This window comes from Kitasatospora sp. NPDC028961, assembly GCF_055564815.1.
In genome coordinates this window covers 25567-43142 of the sequence record NZ_JBVHVO010000035.1, presented here as the reverse complement: position 1 = coordinate 43142, position 17576 = coordinate 25567, and the positions used below count along the sequence as shown (strand labels likewise).

Genomic DNA, 17576 nt, shown 5'->3' with positions numbered 1-17576 from the left:
GCACCGCTCGGCCCGGCGGCTGCCGGCCCGCCGTCCCGGGAAGGGCGTGGCGCTCCTCTCCGCGGGCGAGCGGCTCGACCTCCGCGCCACCCTCAGCAGGGCCGCCGGGACGCGCCCCCGCCGACCGTGCTGCTACTCGGCCCGCCAGTGCACGAAGCGGGGCGGGACCGCGCCGCAGGTGACGACGGCACCGACGGACTCCCCTACGGGGTGGTCTCCGGGGGGATCACCCCGTCGCCGAGACCGTCAGTCGTCCAAGGGACGCTCGTGCATCCAGTCCAGGCAGCCCGGCATCAGAAAGCACGCGTAGAGGACCTGGAGGACCACCAGCAGCACGGCCGGCCAGGACCCGAACACGAGCCCGACCAGCAGCGGGAGGGCACTGGGCACCAGGGCGACGACGGCTCCCACCCCACCACCCCGGCCCGCCCTCGGCGCCACCGCCAGAAGGAGCACGAGGGTGGGGAACGTCACCAGGCAGGCCACGATGGACAGCGGCCACACGTACGTCGCGAAGTCCGCCCGCGCGAACCCGTCCCATCCCCGTCCGCCCGACGCCAACAGCCCCAGTACGACGAACACCAGAGCCGGTGGAACGAAACAGCAGGCGAGGTAACGCACCATCGCCTTTCCCACCCAGTGAAGCTCACGCCTCCACTGCTCCGCCGACCGGCCGGTCGCCAGCCGGGCCACGAGGATCAGTACGGCCACCCCCACGACCGCCTCCAGGAAGACGATGGTCCCGTGCTCGGCGGGCAACCACACGACCACCCCGACCGGCAACGCACCGAGCAGTACCACCGCAACGGCCACGAACACCGTCCGGACCGAAGCACTCCGCTGGCCCAATCACTCCACCCCCAGGATTGAACGCGTTCAAATCATCCGGGCGCACTCTCCCACACCCGCCCGGCAACGACCCGAGCGAGGGTCGAGCTGCCCGGCCGCCAAGGGGCCGGCGGGTGGTCGGGGGCGAGGGGGACCCTTCTATCTCCGATCCGCGTTGTTCCTAGAATGGCGGGGTGAACGACATCGACGCGATCGCGCTGTTGCAGGATCCGGTGCGGCGACGCCTGTACGAGTACGTGGTGGCGCAGGGCCGCGAGGTCGGCCGCAACGAGGCCGCCGAGGCGGCCGGGGTGGCGCGCACTCTCGCCGCGCACCATCTGGACCGGCTGGCCGAGGCCGGGCTGCTGGAGAGCGGCAGCCGGCGGCTGTCGGGCCGCTCGGGGCCGGGGGCGGGCCGTCCGGCCAAGGTGTACACGCGGGCGCCGGGCGAGCGCTCGGTATCCCTGCCCGCCCGTGACTACCGGACCGTCGCCGAGCTGCTCGCGGAGGCCGCCGAGCAGGCCGGGCTGGATTCCGGGCTGTACGCGGCCGCGCGCCGCCGGGGGGAGGCGCTGCGCGGCTCGGCGGAACCCTGCGGCGGTCTCGCGGAGGCCATGGAGTTGCTGGCCGCGCGCGGGTACGAGCCGCGCCTGGACATCCCCGAGGAGGACCGGGGCGCCGAGGGCGACGACGCCGCCGACGGCGTCGAGGAGGCGACCGGGGCGGCGGCCGAAGCGGGGGTGGTCCGCATGCGCAACTGTCCCTTCCATGCGGTCTCCGAGCGCTTTCCGCCCCTCGTCTGCGGCATGAACCTGGCCCTCCTGGAAGGGCTGCTCGGAGTGGACGGCCCCGTCCGCGCCCGGATGGACGCCCGGCCCGGGGACTGCTGCGTGATCGTCGAGCCTTCTAAAACCAATACTGATTGACATAGAAAAGCGAGCCGTGCTGGGATGAGGCCATGACCTCCTCCACTCACGCCCTCCACCTGGCCCAGCTCAACGTCGCCACCCTCCGGCACCCCCTCGACGACCCCCGCACCGCACCGTTCGTCGAGCTGCTCGAACCGATCAACACCGCCGCCGACGGTGCGCCCGGCTTCGTGTGGCGGCTCACCGAGGACGGCGAGGCCGACGCGACCGGACTGCGCCCGGCAGGCGAGAACGTCATCGTCAACCTGTCGGTGTGGGAGAGCCAGGAAGCCCTCTGGGACTTCACCTACCGCAGCGGCCACCTGGACGCGACACGGCGGCGGCGCGAGTGGTTCCACCGGCACGCCGAGGCACACCTGGTGCTCTGGTGGATCCCCGCCGGTCACCTCCCCACCGTCGGCGAGGCCTTGGCACGACTGGCCGACCTGCGGGAGCACGGTCCGTCTCCCCGCGCCTTCACCTTCGCGTCCTCGTTCACGCCCACCGAGGCCGCCCCGCAGCCCGCGCCGTGACACCGGCTCCGCAGCCCGCTCCGTGACACCGGTTCCGCCCTCGACGGCGGTCGGCGGCCGGGCCCCCGGTCCGGGGCGCCGCCTGCCGGGTCAGTCAGCGGCGGAGACGGTACCCGGCCCTGCGGGCAGTCGTGCGTCGACCTCGATCTCGATCTTCATCCGGGGGTCGGAGAGGCCGCATTCGAGCATCGTCGCGGCCGGTCGCACCGCCCCGAAGGTGCGGCGCAGGGCGGGCCAGCACGGCGGGAAGTCCTCGCGATCGGGCAGGAGGTACCTGACCCGGACGACGTCCGCGAAGGTGCAGCCCGCCTGTGCCAGTGCCTCCGAGATGTTGCGCAGGCACTGCTCCGCCTGCTCCACCACGTCGTCGGAGATGGTCATGGTCGGGTAGTCGAACCCGGTCGTCCCCGACACGTGCACCCGGTCGCCGTCCACCACCGCCCTGGCGTAGCCGATCTCCTCTTCGAAGGTGGAACCGCTCAGGATCGCGCGTCGCTCTGTCATGCGGCGAAAGCTAGGCAGCCAGCGGTGATATGTCCAATAGCACGAGAACCATCGTGTGATATCTCTGGCGGTATGGATCGCCCGGAACTCGGACTGCACCAACTCCACGCCTTCGCCGTGCTCGCCGAGGAACTCCACTTCGGACGCGCGGCGGAGCGGCTGGGCATCGCACAACCGCCGCTCAGCCAGCAGATCCGCCGTCTGGAGGCGAAGGTCGGGCACCCGCTGTTCACCCGGGCGCCGGGCCGGGTCGCGCTCACCGCGGCAGGACAGGAGCTCCTGCCGGCCGCGCGGCACGCGCTCGACGAGGTCGCCGCCGCACTGAGCGCGGCGCGGGCCGTCGCCGACGGCGAGGCCGGTCGCATCCGGATCGGCTTCTCCGGGTCACTCGCGCTGAGCATCCTGCCGGGCCTGCTGCGCAGCTACCACGACCGGTACCCCGCGGTGGAGATGGAGATCCGGGAGATGACCACGGCGGTGCAGGTGACCGCCCTGCACGAGCAGGTGATCGACCTCGGGCTCCTGCGGGAGCCGCCGGACGAGCCGGGGCTGATGAACGAGATGATCCTGTCCGAGGAGTTCGTCGCCGTCCTGCCGCGGTCCCACCCCCTCGCGGCCCGACGCGTGGTCCCCGTCGAGGCGCTGGCGGGCGAGCCGTTCGTGCTGCTGCCCCGCAGCGCCGGACCGACAGTGCTCGACCGGATCCTCCACCTGTGCCGCGACGCGGGATTCGAGCCGCGCCTCGGACAGCAGGCGGTGGAGTGGCAGACGGTCTCCGCGCTCGTGGAGGCGGGGCTCGGCGTCTCGCTCGCCCCGGCGAGCATCCGCCGGATCCGGCTGAAAGGCGTCGCGTACCGCCGGATCGAGCCGAACACCACACGCACCACCGTCGCGATGAGCTGGCGGCGCGTCGACCGGAACCCCCTGGTCGCGCGGTTCCTGGAGGAAGCCCGTCGCGAACCCTGAACCCGTTCGGTGGGCCGGTGGCGGCACGCTCCGGCTGGGGGCCGGCCGGTGGTCGGGGCGGCCGGGCTGGGCACGGTCCGGCCGCCCCGACGGGCGGCGCCGTACGAGCTCGGCGCCGCGGGGGTGCACGTGTCAGGAGTCGCTATGCCGCGCCGGTGATCCCGGGCGCGACGTACCGGCGGTGGAGCGGGGCGAAGGACACCTTCGGAGCCCCGCTGATCCCGGCCTTCGCGATCGCGGGGGTGAGGCGCTGGGCCATGAACGCCTCGAACGCCTCCCGGGACTCCCACACATCGGTCACGTGGAGGCCCCGCGCGTCGAACCAGGCCACATGCAGCTGTCCCCCCGCCCCGGGGACCTGCTCCCAGTCCACGGCGTCCCGCACCGTGTCGTACTGCTCCGGCGTCGCGTCGGCCCAGAGCATCGACATCACCACGGCCATGACCAGTCCTCCTTCATCGGCGTCCAGGTAACCACCCCGACCAGCCAACCCCCGGCCGCCACCACGCGCACGCCGTGACAGCCGACCGGACCAGCCGCCTCTCCGACCTCTCCGGCATCGACGGGAACGAGGGCGGCGACGGGGGCGCAGGCAGAGCTACGAGCTACCGGCACAGGTACGGGCTCGTGGTGGCCTCCCGGCCGACGCCGCCGCTCAGCCGGAGTGCACCCGCCGCTGGGCGTGCTCCGCCCAGTCGACGATCTGGATCGCCGCGCCCGCGGCCTCCTCGCCCTGGCAGCGGGTGTGGTGGCGGCGGGCGATGCCGTCCAGATCGAGGTGGCGGCCGAAGGCGGGGTGTCCGGCGAGCCGGCGGGCGTGGGCCCACACCCGGGAGTGCTCGGCGATGCGATGCACGGCGGTGGCGTCCAGGTGCCAGCGGTGCACGGTGTCCAGCCGCACCAGGGTCACCCAGAGCTCCACGTCCGCGAGGGTCAGCTCCTCGCCCAGCAGGAACTCCCGGGTGGCCAGGCGGTGCTCGATCGCGGCCAGCCCGTCGAGCAGGCTCCGCAGGGCCGTCGCGCGCTCGGCCGCGGTGGCGTCGGCCCGGCCGGCGCGTTGGGCCGGGGCGTTGATGCTCCGCTCGCACAGCTCCCGGACCGCCTCGATCGCCGTGTCGAGGCCGCAGGGGTGGAGGTCGGGGCCGGGGAACCGCCGGGCCAGGTCGGTGAGGATCTCGGTGGTGTCGGTGCTGACGATCCGTCCGCTCCAGCTGTCGCTGAGCACCGGCGCCACGGCCGGTCCGGGGTACTGGTGCGCGCTCGCCTCGTACAGCGGCCGCAGCGCCAGGTACCCGCCGGCGCCGTCGTCCGGCAGCGCCGGCAGCAGGGTCACCGGGAGGGTGTCGTCGAGGCCGAGCAGGCTGTGGGTGACGGCGATCTGCAGACAGTGCGGACAGGACAGCGTGAGGTGCAGCCGGTAGCGGTGCGGCACGGCGTAGTACCCGCTGCGGGCGTCGCGGCCGATCCGGCCGCGGAGGGAGGGGACGGCGGAGGAGGAGGCGTCGGACATGGGTCTCCCAGGGGTCGGGGGTGCGCGCACGCGCGTGCGACGCATCGGGTGCGGGAGGAGCGGGCGAGGGCGGAACTCGGGGCGGGCGAGCGCCCGGTGGGGAATCAGACGGCGAAGGCCGCCGGGCCGTGGGGAGCGGGCGCTCCTGCCAGGCTGCTGCAGACCCGCTGCAGGTCGATGTGGCGGCGGCACGTCAGCACCGGGCGCAGCCGGACAGCGTGGGCCACGCCATCGACGACCGGCTCCACGTGCCTCACGGCTCTCCCACCCACGTTCGAGGATTCCTGCTCCGGAGTGTCATCCCGGATCCGCGCCGCGTCAAGGGCCCCGGCGCCGGAGGACCGACCGTCCCGCATGGTGGGACGCGCGTCCCGCTCCGGCCGGACCGGCGCGCCCGCAGAAGACGGCGGCTCGTAGCGAACGCCGGTGCGCCGGCCGTGGGTTCGCCCCCGGGTCCCGGCGGGGCGGCCGAGGAGCGGTGCCCGGCCGGGACCCCCTGACTTCACGTCAGGCGCGCCGCGGGGACGGCCGCGGCAGGGGTGTCTCAGTGCGCGGGCCGCCAGCCGAGCGCGGGGCCGAGGCCGGTGGCGATGTCGGTGAGGATCTGGACGTAGTCCTCGAAGTCGAAGGAGAACGGCAGTGCGAAGACGACCTCGTCGACCTCCCGGAACCCGGCGTGGGCGTAGAGCTGCTCGGCGATCTCGGCGGACGAGCCGATCAGGTCCGGGGCGAAGAGCATCCGCGCCGGCCCCTGCGGGGCGGTGGTGCGCGGGATCCGACTGCGCACGTAATCGCGGTACTTGGCGCGCTGCTGCGCCGAGGCTCCGTCGGTGGGGATGACGACCAGCCCCTGGGAGACCCGGGCGCCGGCACCGGCGGGGTGGTGGGCGCGGAAGGCGGCGATCTGCGAGCGCTGGATCTCGGCGAAGTCCTCCGACTCCTCGGCCCGCACCACGCTGCTGGTGAGCAGGCTCAGCCCCTGCTCGCCCGCCCACCGGGCCGAGCGCAGGCTCCCGCCGCCGTACCACAGGCGGTCCGCCAGACCGGGCGCGACGGGCTGGACGCGGTCGGAGTACACCTCGATGCCCTCGGTCCCGCTGAAGTCGGTGGCCCGCTCGCCGCGGACGAAGTCCAGCAGCCGGCGCACCCGTTCGTAGCTGAAGTCCTCGGCTTCGGCGGTGTCGGGGTAGAGCGCGGGGGCGATCCGGTCGTAGTGCCCGGGACGGCCCACGCTGACACCGGGGTTGAGCCTGCCGCCGGACAGGAGGTCGACGGTCGCCAGGTCCTCGGCCAGCCGCAGGGGGTTCTCCCACCCCAGCGGGATGACCGCCGTGCCCAGGTGGATGCGGCTGGTGCGCTGGGTGGCCGCGGCCAGCACCGCGAGGGGCGAGGAGATCCCGTACTGCAGGTGCCGGTGGCGCAGCCAGGCGCTGTCGAATCCCAGGCGCTCGCCGAGTTCGACGAGCCGCAGCGTCGACTCGTGCCCGTGGCGGGGATCGGCCGGGTCGAACAGGCCGATGGTCAGGAATCCCAGCTTCCGAAGCGGTTGCGAGGGCGAGGGCACCGGTTCCTCCGTCCTCCGCGACGGGCCCGGTCGGAGCTGCGCGGTTCGACTGTCACGGCCCGGATTTCGATCACCGGACGTCGGCCCCACACTCACACAACGCCCGGCGGCGCTCAAGTGCTCCACCGCAAGCGCAATCCGGGGAAACACGCACGTGACGCGCCCGTCAAGGACCGCGCGGTCCGGGGGCGAGAGACGTCGCCCGGTCGGTTCCGCGTGGGCCGCCGCCCGCGCGCAGAGCGGCGGCCCGCCGGGGAACCGTCAACGCGTCAGAGGATCTGGATGTCCTTCACCTTCGGAGGGTTGTTGGGGAAGGTGATGTCGTGCCAGCGGTCGATCCGCACCGAGTCGCCGTTGGCGTCGTAGTAGATCAGGTCGTTGTTCCCGGTCTGGATGCGGTCGACCCACCAGTTGCCGAAGCTCGTCCTTCCGGCGTTCGCGTAGCAGTCGACGCTCTGGCGCCCGTCGAGGTGCGACCAGATCTTCAGGAAGTCCTCGCCGCCGACGCACTCCACGTGGTTGATGGCGTAGGCGTTGCCGCTCGGCAGGGTGATGGTGAACGCGGTGGCCGTGGCGAGTGCCACGGCCAGGGAACGCGCGAGCCTCATCTTCTTCGAAAGCACGAGCTCTCCTTGCTGGGGGAAACCGACGCATGGTGCCCGGCCCCGTCGGCGGTGTCGCGCCCGGGCGGAGTGTTGAGGTCGCCGAGGCACGGGACCGACGGAAGACCGCCCCGGGCCCCGGCCGGGGCCCGGGCCGAGGGGGTCCGGGACAGCCAACATAGCGACCGCCGTTCCCCCGTCCGGCGGATATGTTCCGGACACGAATGACCCGGGAGGAATTTCACCCGTTCGTGGAGATCGGCTCCCGCGGGGCCGGCCGAGGAGCCGGGGATTTCCGGACCCGGAGCCAGTCGCGACGGCGCGGCACCCGGCGGCCGAACAACCGGGGTCAGACCTCGTGCGCGGGCCCGGTCGCCGGCGGGGCCGCCGCTCGGAGCCGGGCGGTGATGCCGGTCAGGATCAGGTCGATACCGGTGAGGAACTCCTCGCGGTCGTCGTGCTCGCGCATCTGGCCGGCGACGGTGCGGACGAACGCGAACTCGTCGGGGTCGAGCTCCGCCCAGGCGGTGGAGGTGGCGGCCAGGAAGGCGGTCCGGCTCGTCGGCGGGCGGTGGGTGGCGGCCGCGACGGCGTTGGCGGCGTTCTGGTTGCTCACCCCGAGGATGTAGTGCAGCAGGGCGGACGCCGAGCCGAACAGCTCGGGTTCGGGGACGCCGAGGGCCTGGACCTGGCGGCCGAGGCCTTCCATCAGGCGCAGCAGCGGCGACGGCGAGAAGGGCCGGGCGAGCTGGGCGCCGACCCAGGGGTGGGCGTCGATCGCGTCGAAGACGCCCAGCGCCAGGGAGCGGACGGCCTGCTGCGGCGTGCTGCCGGGGGCGGCGGCGGTGAGGGCGCCGGTGAGGACGGCGGCGGTGGCCGCGCCGAGGAGCTCGTCCTTGTTCGCGATGTGCCAGTAGATCGCGCCGGGACCGGTGGCGAGCTGCTGCGCCAGGGCGCGGAAGGTGAGACCGCCCTCGCCGGACCGGTCGAGGAGTTCGACGGCCGTCTCGACGATGCGTTCGCGGGAGAGCGGCTCCTCCCGCCGCTCGGCGCGGCGCGCGCTGGTTGCCATGCCTCCATCCTGGCACACCTGGAACGACGTTCCAGCTTGACAGGGCTGGAACGGTGTTCCAGTCTGGCCCTGGAACGACGTTCCACGGTTCGGCCCGGGCCGAGACCGCCCGCGAGCAGAGAGGGCACCGCCATGACCACCGCACCGACCGTGCCGAACGCACCCGGCACTCCCGTCACGATCATCGGCGCCGGGCTCGGCGGGCTGGTGCTCGCCCGCGTCCTGCACGTCCACGGCATCCCCGCGACGGTCTACGAGGCCGAGCCCTCCCCGCAGGCCCGGACGCAGGGCGGCCAGCTCGACATCCACGAGCACGACGGGCAGCGCGCGCTGGCGGCGGCCGGCCTCACCGAGGAGTTCCGCGCGATCATCCACGAGGGCGGCGAGGCCTCCCGGGTGCTCGACCGGCACGGCACGGTGCTGCTGGACGAGCCCGACGACGGCACCGGCCGGCGCCCCGAGGTGCTCCGCGGCGACCTCCGCCGGATCCTGGTCGAATCGCTGCCCGAAGGGACGGTCGTCTGGGGGCGGAAGGTCGCCGGGGCCCGGCCCCTCGGCGGCGGCCGGCACGAGGTGGCGTTCACGGACGGGTCGGCCGTGACCACCGGACTGCTCGTCGGCGCCGACGGCGCCTGGTCCCGGATCCGGCCCCTGCTCTCCGGTGCGGAGCCGGAGTACCTCGGCACGTGCTTCGTCGAGACCTACCTCTACGACGCCGACGAGCGGCACCCGGCGGCGGCCGCGGCGGTCGGCGCCGGGTCGATGTTCGCGCTCGCCCCCGGGCAGGGGATCTCCGCACACCGGGAGGCCGAGGGAGTGCTGCACACCTACGTCCAGCTGACCCGCCCCGCCGACTGGATCGCCGGGATCGACTTCACCGACGCGGACGCGGCCAGGGCCGCGGTGGCCGCGGAGTTCGAGGGGTGGGCCCCGCAGCTCACCGCGCTGATCACCGAGGGCGAGAGCGCACCCGTCGGGCGCGTCCTGCACACGCTGCCGGCGGGTCACCGCTGGGACCGCGTGCCCGGGGTGACGCTGCTCGGCGACGCCGCACACCTGGCGCCCCCGGCGGGCGAGGGCGCCAACCTCGCGATGCTCGACGGCGCCGAGCTCGGGCGGGCGATCGCCGCGTACCCCGGCGACACCGAAGCGGCCCTCGCCGCGTACGAGGCGGAGCTGTTCCCCCGGAGCGCGAGCGCCGCCACGCGTGCGTCCGCGATCCTGGACCTCTGCATCGGCGACCGGGCACCGTACGGGCTGGTCGAGTTCTTCACCGGCGGCGGACCGGTGGGGTGAGCCGCCGGTCCGGTCGCCCAGCCCCGCCCCCGCGGACCGCCGACCACCCCAGGAGCCGCGCGCCCGGCGGTAGGTGGACGCAGAACGGATCCCGCGCACACGAGCACGGATCCGGCAGCGAGCCCCCAGCACGCCGAGCGCGACGAAACGTAGCGCGCGCCGGGTAGTTACCTGCAAGACCGCTTACTTCCCTCTGGAAAGCCACCCGCCCGACCGTTCAGGTACCGGACACGCCGGCGGTACAGCCCACGGCGGACCAGCAGTCAGGCCGGGGCTGTCGGCTTCGGGCTGCCGTCCTTCGGTGGACGTTGGTTTCGGACAACCCCGAAGACGCGGGCGGGGGCCGGGCCATGGCGATCCGGGCGTCGGACCGGACGGGCGGCGCCGGTTCCGGCCAGACTGAACACTCGTGCCGTTGTGTGCACGACACGTCACGCTTAGTGTCGGTGATCGCCGTGCGCGGGGAAGCGCACGGACCCCACCCTGCCCTGCCCTGTAGAGGAGTCCTGCCCGTGACCGACAGTTTCTCGCCCGTGCAACCGACCGCGTACGTCGTGCAGCAGAACGAGGCCGGCACCAAGCAGGTCACCGGTGACCCGCTGGACTTCCGGGATGCCAACCGGGGCCTGGTCGCCACCTTCCCCAACCCCGTCGTCGCTCGCCGGGACGGCAAGGACATCGCCTGGAACTGCGAGGCCTTCGACTTCGTGCAGGCGGACCGCCCGGGCTCGGTCGCGGCCCCGGTCTGGCGCCAGGGCCAGGTGAACAACGCCACGTCGGGGCTGTACCAGGCGGCGAACAACCTCTACCAGGTGCGCGGGTGCGACCTCGCCAACATGACCATCGTCGTCGGCACCACCGGCCTGGTGGTGATCGACCCGCTCGGCTCGTACGAGACGGCCCGCGCGGCCATCGAGCTGTACCGCAGCCACGAGAACGACTACCGCGGGCAGTCCCTTCCGGTGCAGGCCGTGGTCTACACCCAGAGCGGGGTGGACCACTTCGGCGGTGTGCGCGCCCTGTTCGGCGACACCGTGCCCCCCGGCCTGCAGATCCTGGCGCCCGACGGGTTCCTCGCCGATGCCACGATGCGCCAGGTCACCGAGGGCGCGCACAACGCCCGCCTCGTCGACTACGCCTACGGCACCCGGCTGAGCGCCTCCCCGCGTGGCCTCGTCGACTCCGACCTCGGCCGGACCGTCGCGGTCGGCTCCCCGACCTTCCTCGCCCCGACCCGCACCGTCGGCGGCCCGCTCTCCGCCCCGACGTCCAAGGCCGACTGGCCCGCCTCCACCGGCATCGCCTGGCAGCAGGGGCTGTACCTGGTCGAGGCCGCCGGGATCCAGCTGGTGCTCCAGCCCGCGAGCGGGCACGCCTCCCCCGCCGAGCTGAACGTCTACCTGCCCGCGCACAAGACCGTCCACCTCGCCGGCGACGGTCTGCTGGGCTCCCCGGGCAAGAACCGCGCCGACCTGCTGAACGCGGCCGTCACCGCCTTCGCCGCCACGGCACAGGTCGGCACGTCCGCGTACGGGCACCCGGTGTGGGACCTGGATGACGAGGGGAAGACGGGCCGGGTGTCCGTCTGGCTGTCCGCCCGCCGCACGGCCGCCACCGCCGTGCCGGACGCGGGCGCCGCCACCGCACTGCTCGCCACACCCGGCTACCTGGACACCCCGTCCCGCACGGTGCGCGAAGTGTGGGCCCGCCTGACCGGCACCTCCCTCGGCGCGCCCCAACTGGCCGCCACGGCCAAGGCCGGCCTGCTGCTGCCGGGCAGCGCGGGCAAGGCGGTGGACGCCGCACAGAAGGCGTACGACGACGCGGTGCCGGACTACGCGAAGGCCGTCCTGCTGCTCGACCCGGTGATCTCCGCCTCCGCGATCCCGCTGGCCGTCCCGGACAAGACAGCGCAGCAGGCCCGCGCCCTGCAGTCCAAGGCGCTCACCCAGCTCGGCTACCTCGCCGCCCAGGCCCGGCTGCGCAACGCGCTGCTGACCGCCGCCGCCGACGTCCTCACCCCGGGCACGGTGGTCACCCGCTTCGCGCAGACCGTCGCCGATCTGGCCTCCTACGCCAACCCGCTCGGCTAGGACCGGATTCGGGCCGCCGGGCGGGACAACCGCACAGCCCGTTTGGAACGGGCCGGGGAAGCACCGACCCCGGCCCGCCGTCGGCGTGCGGCCGGCGACCTCCGCCGAAGCCGAGGCCCGCACCGAACGGATGCCGCTGACGGCGTTCCCCCACCTGCGATTCTGGCGATCGGTCAACTCACAGGCCAAGGAGAGACAGGCCGCGAAGGGGATGCGCGGTCCCCGGCCGGCCTGTCGTCCCTTCCGGTCGATCGACCGCAACCGTTCGATAACGGCGCGGGCTCATCGCTTCGTGATCGAGGAGCAGGCCGTCCACCCGATGCCCGGCGAACGCGCGCCCGGCTACGACGCCGCCGAACGGGCCGAGCGGATCGGCTCGGCCCACCCGCTCGCGGCCGACGCCGGTGCGGACCGGTTCGGCGGGTACGACCGGCGGTTCGAGCGCGGCCCGGCCATCCTCGTCGCCGGCATCGCCGCCCGGCCCGGGAGCTGAACAGGGCGACGACGAGCTCGGCGGACCGGCCGCAGCCTCACATCCGGGATCTCAGCACGTCGACCTCGCAGCCCGGCGCGAAGGGGTCGAAGCCGTGCTCGATCAGCCAGCGAACCGCCAGCAGGCTCCGCAACGACCACCACCCGTGGATCACGTCGAGGTCGAGGTCGGTGCCGTAGCCGGCGACGACGTCGTCGAGGTGCTCCTCGTGCCCGAGCGTGAAGGTGGCCAGGTCGTACAGGGCGTCACCCCGGCCCGCCTCGGACCAGTCGATGATGCCGGTGACCTCGCCGCCGTCGACGAACACGTGCGCGATCTGCAGATCGCCGTGCGTGAACGCCGGAGTCCACGGCCGGAGCGCGGCCTCGGCGACCTGGCGGTTCCGGGTGACCAGGTCGGCGGGCAGGACGCCGTTCACCACGAGCGCCTCGCACTCGGCGTCGAGCTCCGCCGCCAGCGCGACGATGCTCCGGCCGGCCCGGCCCGTTCGGGGCGGCAGCGGCGCGTCGTGCAGCTTCCGGATGGCGGCGCCCGCCGCGGCCCACGCCGCCGGCGACCCGGTCGACGGGCCGCCGAGGCGCCCGAGCGTCGCCCCCGGGAGCGCGGCGACCGCGAGCACGGGCGGCTTGCGCCACAGGACCTTCGGGGTCGGGACCGGCGCGAGGGACATCGCCTCGACCTCGACGTCGATGCGCGACTGATCGGCGTCGACCTTCAGGAACACATCGCCGACGCGCAGGGTCGCGCGCTCGGAGTGGGCGACCACGACTTCGACCTCATCCATGGCCGACCAGTATCCCGGGGACGCCCGCCGATGTCGCCGGATTTGTCGTGTGCGGGGACGTGCCCCGCCCGGCTGCGTCCCGCTGCCGAGCCGGGCGGTCCGGCTCGCCGCACGCCTCCGCCCGGCTGCCCCGGGCGGGGGCCGGTGGAAGGCTGGAGGTGTGCACGCGCGGGGCGGCCGTGCCGCCGCTCACGCCGCCCGTGCCGCACCGACCTCGGGGAACGGCCACCGCCGGCCCGCGCTCCCGTGCCGGGGCACGGGTGATCGCCGGGACGGCCGCCACCGTCCGGCGCGCGGCGAAAAGGGACCACCATGACCGGGACGAGGATACCGAGCGGCCGCGACACCATGAAGAAGCCGGCCAGGCTCGGCAGGCAGGAGATCGCCTCCGAGGAACGGACGTTGGACGACCTGCGACAGGACCTCGGCGCCCTGCGGGGCTCACCTCGACGCCACGGCCGCCCACCTCGCGCTGCTGCGACAGCGGATCACGCCGGGTGGATGAGGCGGGTGTCGTAGGCGAAGATCACGGCCTGGACCCGGTCGCGGAGTTCGAGCTTCTGCAGGATCCGCCCCAGATGGGACTTCACCGTCCCCTCCGCGAGGTGCAGGGTGGCCGCGATCTCGCTGTTGGACAGGCCGCGGCCCACCTGGACGAGCACCTCGCGTTCACGGGCGCTGAGCCGGCTCAGCCGGTCGTCGCCGTCGGTGCCGCTGCCGCCGCCGGGGATGTGCGGGCGGAAGTTCTCCAGCAGGCGGCGGGTGATCCGCGGGGACACCACCGCGTCGCCCGCGGCGACGTTGCGTATCGCGGTGAGCAGTTCCTCGGGCCTGGTGTTCTTCAGCAGGAAGCCCGAGGCTCCGGCATTGAGTCCGGCGAAGGCGTATTCGTCCAGGTCGAAGGTGGTGAGGATGAGCACTCTGCTCTGCGGGGCGATCTCGACGAGCTGCCGGGTCGCCTCGATCCCGTCCGTCCCGGGCATCCGGACGTCCATCAGGACGACATCGGGGCGCAGCTCCCGGGCGAGGCGCACGGCCTCGGCGCCGTCGGCGGCTTCGCCGACCGGCGCCATGTCGGGTTGGGCCTCCAGGACGGTGGCGAAGGCCATCCGGAGCAGGGCTTCGTCGTCGGCGATCAGGATGCGGATGGTCATGCGGACGCCGCTCCGCCGCTGTCGAGGAGGAGGCGGGTACGGACTCCCCAGCCGCCCTCCGGGAGAGGCCCGGCCTGCAGCGTGCCCCCGTAGGCGGCCGAGCGCTCGCGCATGCCGGGGATGCCGTGGCCGGACGGTGCGGCGGCGGGCCGTGGCCGGCGGGGGCCGCTGTCGGTGATGTCCACGGTGACGGACTCGGTCGAGCACCGGATTCGGACCGTCGCGCGGGTGCCGGCGGGGGTGTGCTTCAGGGTGTTGGTCAAGGCTTCCTGTACCAGGCGGTAGACGGTGAGTTGCGCGGTGGCGGGGATGTGGGTGCGGCCGCCGTGGACCTCCAGGACGGTCGGCAGCCCGGCGGCGCACATCTGGTCGGCGAGCGCCTCCAGTTGGGCGATGCCGGGCAGCGGGTGGCGCTCCGCGTCCGGCTCGTCGGTCCGCAGGATGCCGAGCGAGCGCCGCATGTCGGTCAGGGCCTGTCGGCCGGTCTCGGAGATCTGGAGCATCGCGGCGGTGGCCTTGTCGGGCGAGCGGTGCTGCGCGTAGACGGCGGCGTCGGTGAGCGCGACCATGACGGACAGGTTGTGGGTGACGATGTCGTGCATCTCCCGGGTGATGCGTGTCCGCTCCTCGGCGACGGCCAGGCGCGCCTGCTGGTCCTGTTGCTGTCTCAGGCGGTCGGCCCGTTCCTCCAGGGCCGCGAGGTAGGCGCGCGTGGTCCGCACGTTCACACCGAGCACGGCGGCGGCGACGACCATCGCGGTGACCGCGACGAAGGGGGTCAGGAACGCGCCGTGCGGCGCCCAGCGGAGGCAGGCCAGCAGGGCGCCGGCCTCGACGAGGGCACCGGCGACGAGCGTCCCGCGGCGGCCCGAGTTCGCGGCCGCCGTGTAGAGCGCCACCAACAGGGCCACGTCGGCCGGCAGTTGGATGCCCATCAGCCACTGGACGAAGGCCGCGGCCGTCACGGCGGCGAACACCGTGAGCGGGGCCCGGCGCCGCCACAGCAGGGGCAGCGCGAGGGCGGCGGTGAGGGCCACCGCCGCCGGGAACTCGTGCGACCCGTCCGTGGTCACGATGTTGAGCAGCAGGAGCGCCGGCAGCAGCGAGTCCCAGACCAGGGGTGGCAGCCGGACGCCCCGGCGCCAGGCGGCGGATGTCGGTCGCGCCGCCCGCCCGGTGGCCGGGTCGGGGTGCCGCGCCGGCCGCAGGGCCGTACGCGCCCACCGCCCCCGGTCGCGGCGGCGCACCGGGTGGGTGGCGCCGGGTTCCGCGGCCGCCTCGGTCATCACACGTTCCTGTCGATCCAGCACCGGCGTGGCCCCGGCCGGGGCCACGTCCGCGTACCGCCCGCAGCCGAGGCGGGTACGGGAAACGTCCGCCTCGCGCCGCACGGCAGGTACCGCGGCCCTGTTCACGGTAGGTCACGGGCCCCGCGACGCACATGAGTCCAGCGACTGATCGGCACCGGGCCGCATACGACCACAGGAGGAGCCGCGCCACCTCCCGTGGTCGCAGGCCGGCCGCTGGTCCGGCGCAGTCGGTTGCCACCGCGGTCGTACGGGGCCCGCTCCGGACGACGACCGCGGTCGTACCCGGCGACGACCCGGGATCGATGTGGCGGCGCAGGCCCGGCGCCGACGATGGGCGGGTGACCGAGATCATCACGGGGCTGTCCATGTCCCCCCTGGAAATAGTTGTCCTGCTGGGCGCCGTCGCACTGGTGGTGGCGCGCTGGCTGCCCCCCGCCGCCCGCCCGCGCGTCACGATCGCGGCCGGGGCGGTCGAGGTGCTGTCCGCGATCCTGCTGGCCGTGGCGGGAGTCCGCTGGCAGATGCTGCCGGTACTGGCGGGCGCCGCCTTCGCGTTGCCGTTCGCCGTCCTTCCCCTGCGGCGACGCCGTACCGGCCGGCCCGCGTGGCGGGCCCGCTGGTGGCTGGCGCTGCCCGGATCACTGGCCTGCGCCGGCCTGATCGCCACCGGCCCGGCGGCCGCCTGGGCCTTCCCCGTACCCGTCTTCCCCGAGCCGTCGGGCGACTTCGCGGTCGGCACCCGGGTGGTGCAGTGGACCGACCCGCTGCGCCCCGAGACCTTCACCGCCGACCCGGACGACCGGCGCACGGTCGTGGTCCAGCTCTGGTACCCCGCGCAGAGGAGCCCCTCGGGCACGCGGCGGGCCCAGTACCTCGGACGGACGGAGCAGGAGGCGCGTACCGTCTCCGGCGCCCTCGCCGACGGGGTCGGCCTGCCGGGCTTCCTGATCGACGGCGTGCCGCGCGCCCGCTCCCACTCGGTCTTCGACGCCCCGGTGGACGGCGGCGGGGGCCGGTTCCCCCTCGTGCTGTTCTCTCCCGGGTCGGGCGGGGTGCGCACCCAGAACACCGCCTGGGCGGAGGAACTGGCCAGCCACGGGTACGTGGTCGCCGCCCTCGACCACCCGTACGACTCCGCCGCCGTCGTCCTCGCCGACGGCCGGACGATCACGACCGAGACCGCCTCCAGCGGCGACCCGGACGAGGACGAGAAGCTCGCGGCCGGGTGGACCGCGATCCGGGCCGCCGACCTCGGCTTCGTCCTCACCCAGTTGGACGGTCTGGACCGCGGTGCGATCGCCGACCCGCTGAACGGACGCCTGGACACCGGCCGGGTCGCGGTGGCCGGCCACTCCATGGGTGGGGCCGCGGCGCTGCAGGCGGCCCGGCAGGACCACCGGTTCGACGCCGTCATCGACCTGGACGGCTTCCCCCACGGCCCGACCTCGCCGTCCCTCGTCCAGCCGGTGCTCGCGCTCACCCAGGCCATCACCCCGGCGACCGACGCCCGCTACCTGCCCCGCCTCACCGAGGCGCTCGGGTCCAGTACCGCGACGAGCTACCGGCTCACCGTCCCCGGCGCCGCGCACCTCACCTTCATGGACGGCCCCCTCTATCTGCCGCCCGTGCCCTCGATCGTCGGCACCCTGGGCCGCACCGAGAGCCCGCGCGTCGTCGCCGCGGCCACCCGCGCCTTCCTGGACGCCGTCCTGCGAGGCGCACCCGGCGACCAGGCCGGCGACCTGGCCGCCGTCCTCCCGGCGTACGGCGAGCTCAGCGTCCACCGCCCCGGATAGCCGCGCCGAAGAACCGCTGAGCAGCGTTGGCCGGCGGAGCCGGGCGAGCGTGGAGAGCTCGTGCGGGGTCGGGGGGGTTCCTCAACAGAACCTCAACCCCCCCCACTGAGGTGTACGGGTTTCGACCTGCCCCCTTGCGAAGGGTCTCCCCTCCCATTCGCGC

At 74.0% G+C, this 17576-nt stretch carries 18 protein-coding genes; 7 read left to right on the top strand and 11 right to left on the bottom strand.

Annotation, left to right across the window (positions count from 1 at the left end; all coding sequences use genetic code 11):
• Window positions 1–246: 246 nt before the first annotated feature.
• The gene (locus ACZ4UX_RS33935; protein WP_465709454.1) at window positions 247–819 is read right to left on the bottom strand and encodes a hypothetical protein; all 573 of its coding nucleotides are present in this window, start codon (window positions 817–819) and stop codon (window positions 247–249) included.
• 203 nt (window positions 820–1022) lie between these two features.
• Between ACZ4UX_RS33935 and ACZ4UX_RS33930 the strand changes: the two genes are divergently transcribed.
• Both ACZ4UX_RS33930 and ACZ4UX_RS33925 read left to right on the top strand, forming a co-directional pair.
• Window positions 1023–1754, top strand: a complete 732-nt coding sequence (locus tag ACZ4UX_RS33930; RefSeq protein ID WP_465709453.1) for a helix-turn-helix transcriptional regulator — start codon at window positions 1023–1025, stop codon at window positions 1752–1754.
• Between the two features lie 32 nt (window positions 1755–1786).
• Window positions 1787–2269, top strand: a complete 483-nt coding sequence (locus ACZ4UX_RS33925) for a DUF3291 domain-containing protein (protein WP_352297006.1) — start codon at window positions 1787–1789, stop codon at window positions 2267–2269.
• Between the two features lie 90 nt (window positions 2270–2359).
• Here ACZ4UX_RS33925 and ACZ4UX_RS33920 read toward each other — a convergent pair whose 3' ends face one another.
• Window positions 2360–2773: a RidA family protein gene (locus tag ACZ4UX_RS33920; RefSeq protein ID WP_465709452.1), complete on the bottom strand. Its 414-nt coding sequence runs from the start codon at window positions 2771–2773 to the stop codon at window positions 2360–2362.
• 72 nt (window positions 2774–2845) lie between these two features.
• On the opposite strand from ACZ4UX_RS33920, the gene ACZ4UX_RS33915 reads away from it, so the two are divergent.
• The gene (locus ACZ4UX_RS33915) at window positions 2846–3739 is read left to right on the top strand and encodes a LysR family transcriptional regulator (protein ID WP_465709451.1); all 894 of its coding nucleotides are present in this window, start codon (window positions 2846–2848) and stop codon (window positions 3737–3739) included.
• Between the two features lie 142 nt (window positions 3740–3881).
• Here the strand turns inward: ACZ4UX_RS33915 and ACZ4UX_RS33910 are convergent, their stop codons facing one another.
• The 6 genes from ACZ4UX_RS33910 to ACZ4UX_RS33885 all read right to left on the bottom strand — a co-directional run bounded on the left by ACZ4UX_RS33910 (window position 3882) and on the right by ACZ4UX_RS33885 (window position 8487).
• Window positions 3882–4181, bottom strand: coding sequence for a hypothetical protein (locus tag ACZ4UX_RS33910; RefSeq protein WP_465709450.1), 300 nt, complete (start codon window positions 4179–4181; stop codon window positions 3882–3884).
• A 213-nt stretch (window positions 4182–4394) separates the two neighbouring features.
• A complete protein-coding gene (locus tag ACZ4UX_RS33905; protein ID WP_329485209.1) occupies window positions 4395–5249 on the bottom strand; it encodes a glutathione S-transferase C-terminal domain-containing protein in 855 nt (284 codons plus the stop codon).
• Between the two features lie 104 nt (window positions 5250–5353).
• The gene (locus ACZ4UX_RS33900; protein WP_352297017.1) at window positions 5354–5476 is read right to left on the bottom strand and encodes a hypothetical protein; all 123 of its coding nucleotides are present in this window, start codon (window positions 5474–5476) and stop codon (window positions 5354–5356) included.
• A 317-nt stretch (window positions 5477–5793) separates the two neighbouring features.
• A complete protein-coding gene (locus ACZ4UX_RS33895) occupies window positions 5794–6813 on the bottom strand; it encodes an LLM class flavin-dependent oxidoreductase (protein ID WP_465709449.1) in 1020 nt (339 codons plus the stop codon).
• Window positions 6814–7082: 269 nt separating this feature from the next.
• Window positions 7083–7421 carry a beta/gamma crystallin domain-containing protein gene (locus ACZ4UX_RS33890; RefSeq protein WP_465709471.1) on the bottom strand — a complete coding sequence of 113 codons (339 nt, stop codon included), beginning with the start codon at window positions 7419–7421 and terminating at the stop codon, window positions 7083–7085.
• A 343-nt stretch (window positions 7422–7764) separates the two neighbouring features.
• Window positions 7765–8487 (bottom strand): TetR/AcrR family transcriptional regulator, encoded by a 723-nt coding sequence (locus ACZ4UX_RS33885; protein ID WP_465709448.1) that lies wholly within the window; start codon window positions 8485–8487, stop codon window positions 7765–7767.
• A 132-nt stretch (window positions 8488–8619) separates the two neighbouring features.
• Here ACZ4UX_RS33885 and ACZ4UX_RS33880 point away from each other — a divergent pair, with 132 nt between their 5' ends.
• From ACZ4UX_RS33880 to ACZ4UX_RS33870, 3 genes are all read left to right on the top strand, one after another.
• Window positions 8620–9783: an FAD-dependent oxidoreductase gene (locus ACZ4UX_RS33880; protein ID WP_465709447.1), complete on the top strand. Its 1164-nt coding sequence runs from the start codon at window positions 8620–8622 to the stop codon at window positions 9781–9783.
• 512 nt (window positions 9784–10295) lie between these two features.
• The gene (locus ACZ4UX_RS33875; protein WP_465709446.1) at window positions 10296–11876 is read left to right on the top strand and encodes an alkyl sulfatase dimerization domain-containing protein; all 1581 of its coding nucleotides are present in this window, start codon (window positions 10296–10298) and stop codon (window positions 11874–11876) included.
• 292 nt (window positions 11877–12168) lie between these two features.
• Complete coding sequence (locus ACZ4UX_RS33870) at window positions 12169–12369, top strand: hypothetical protein (RefSeq protein ID WP_465709445.1); 201 nt, start codon at window positions 12169–12171, stop codon at window positions 12367–12369.
• 37 nt (window positions 12370–12406) lie between these two features.
• Here ACZ4UX_RS33870 and ACZ4UX_RS33865 read toward each other — a convergent pair whose 3' ends face one another.
• From ACZ4UX_RS33865 to ACZ4UX_RS33855, 3 genes are all read right to left on the bottom strand, one after another.
• Window positions 12407–13153 (bottom strand): phosphotransferase family protein, encoded by a 747-nt coding sequence (locus ACZ4UX_RS33865; RefSeq protein ID WP_465709444.1) that lies wholly within the window; start codon window positions 13151–13153, stop codon window positions 12407–12409.
• Between the two features lie 488 nt (window positions 13154–13641).
• On the bottom strand, window positions 13642–14307 hold the full coding sequence (locus ACZ4UX_RS33860) for a response regulator (RefSeq protein ID WP_465709443.1): 666 nt from the start codon (window positions 14305–14307) through the stop codon (window positions 13642–13644).
• A complete protein-coding gene (locus tag ACZ4UX_RS33855; protein ID WP_465709442.1) occupies window positions 14304–15593 on the bottom strand; it encodes a sensor histidine kinase in 1290 nt (429 codons plus the stop codon). The genes ACZ4UX_RS33860 and ACZ4UX_RS33855 overlap by 4 nt, the downstream gene beginning before the upstream one ends.
• Before the next feature lie 326 nt (window positions 15594–15919).
• Between ACZ4UX_RS33855 and ACZ4UX_RS33850 the strand changes: the two genes are divergently transcribed.
• On the top strand, window positions 15920–17413 hold the full coding sequence (locus ACZ4UX_RS33850) for an alpha/beta hydrolase family protein (protein WP_465709441.1): 1494 nt from the start codon (window positions 15920–15922) through the stop codon (window positions 17411–17413).
• Window positions 17414–17576 lie beyond the last annotated feature (163 nt).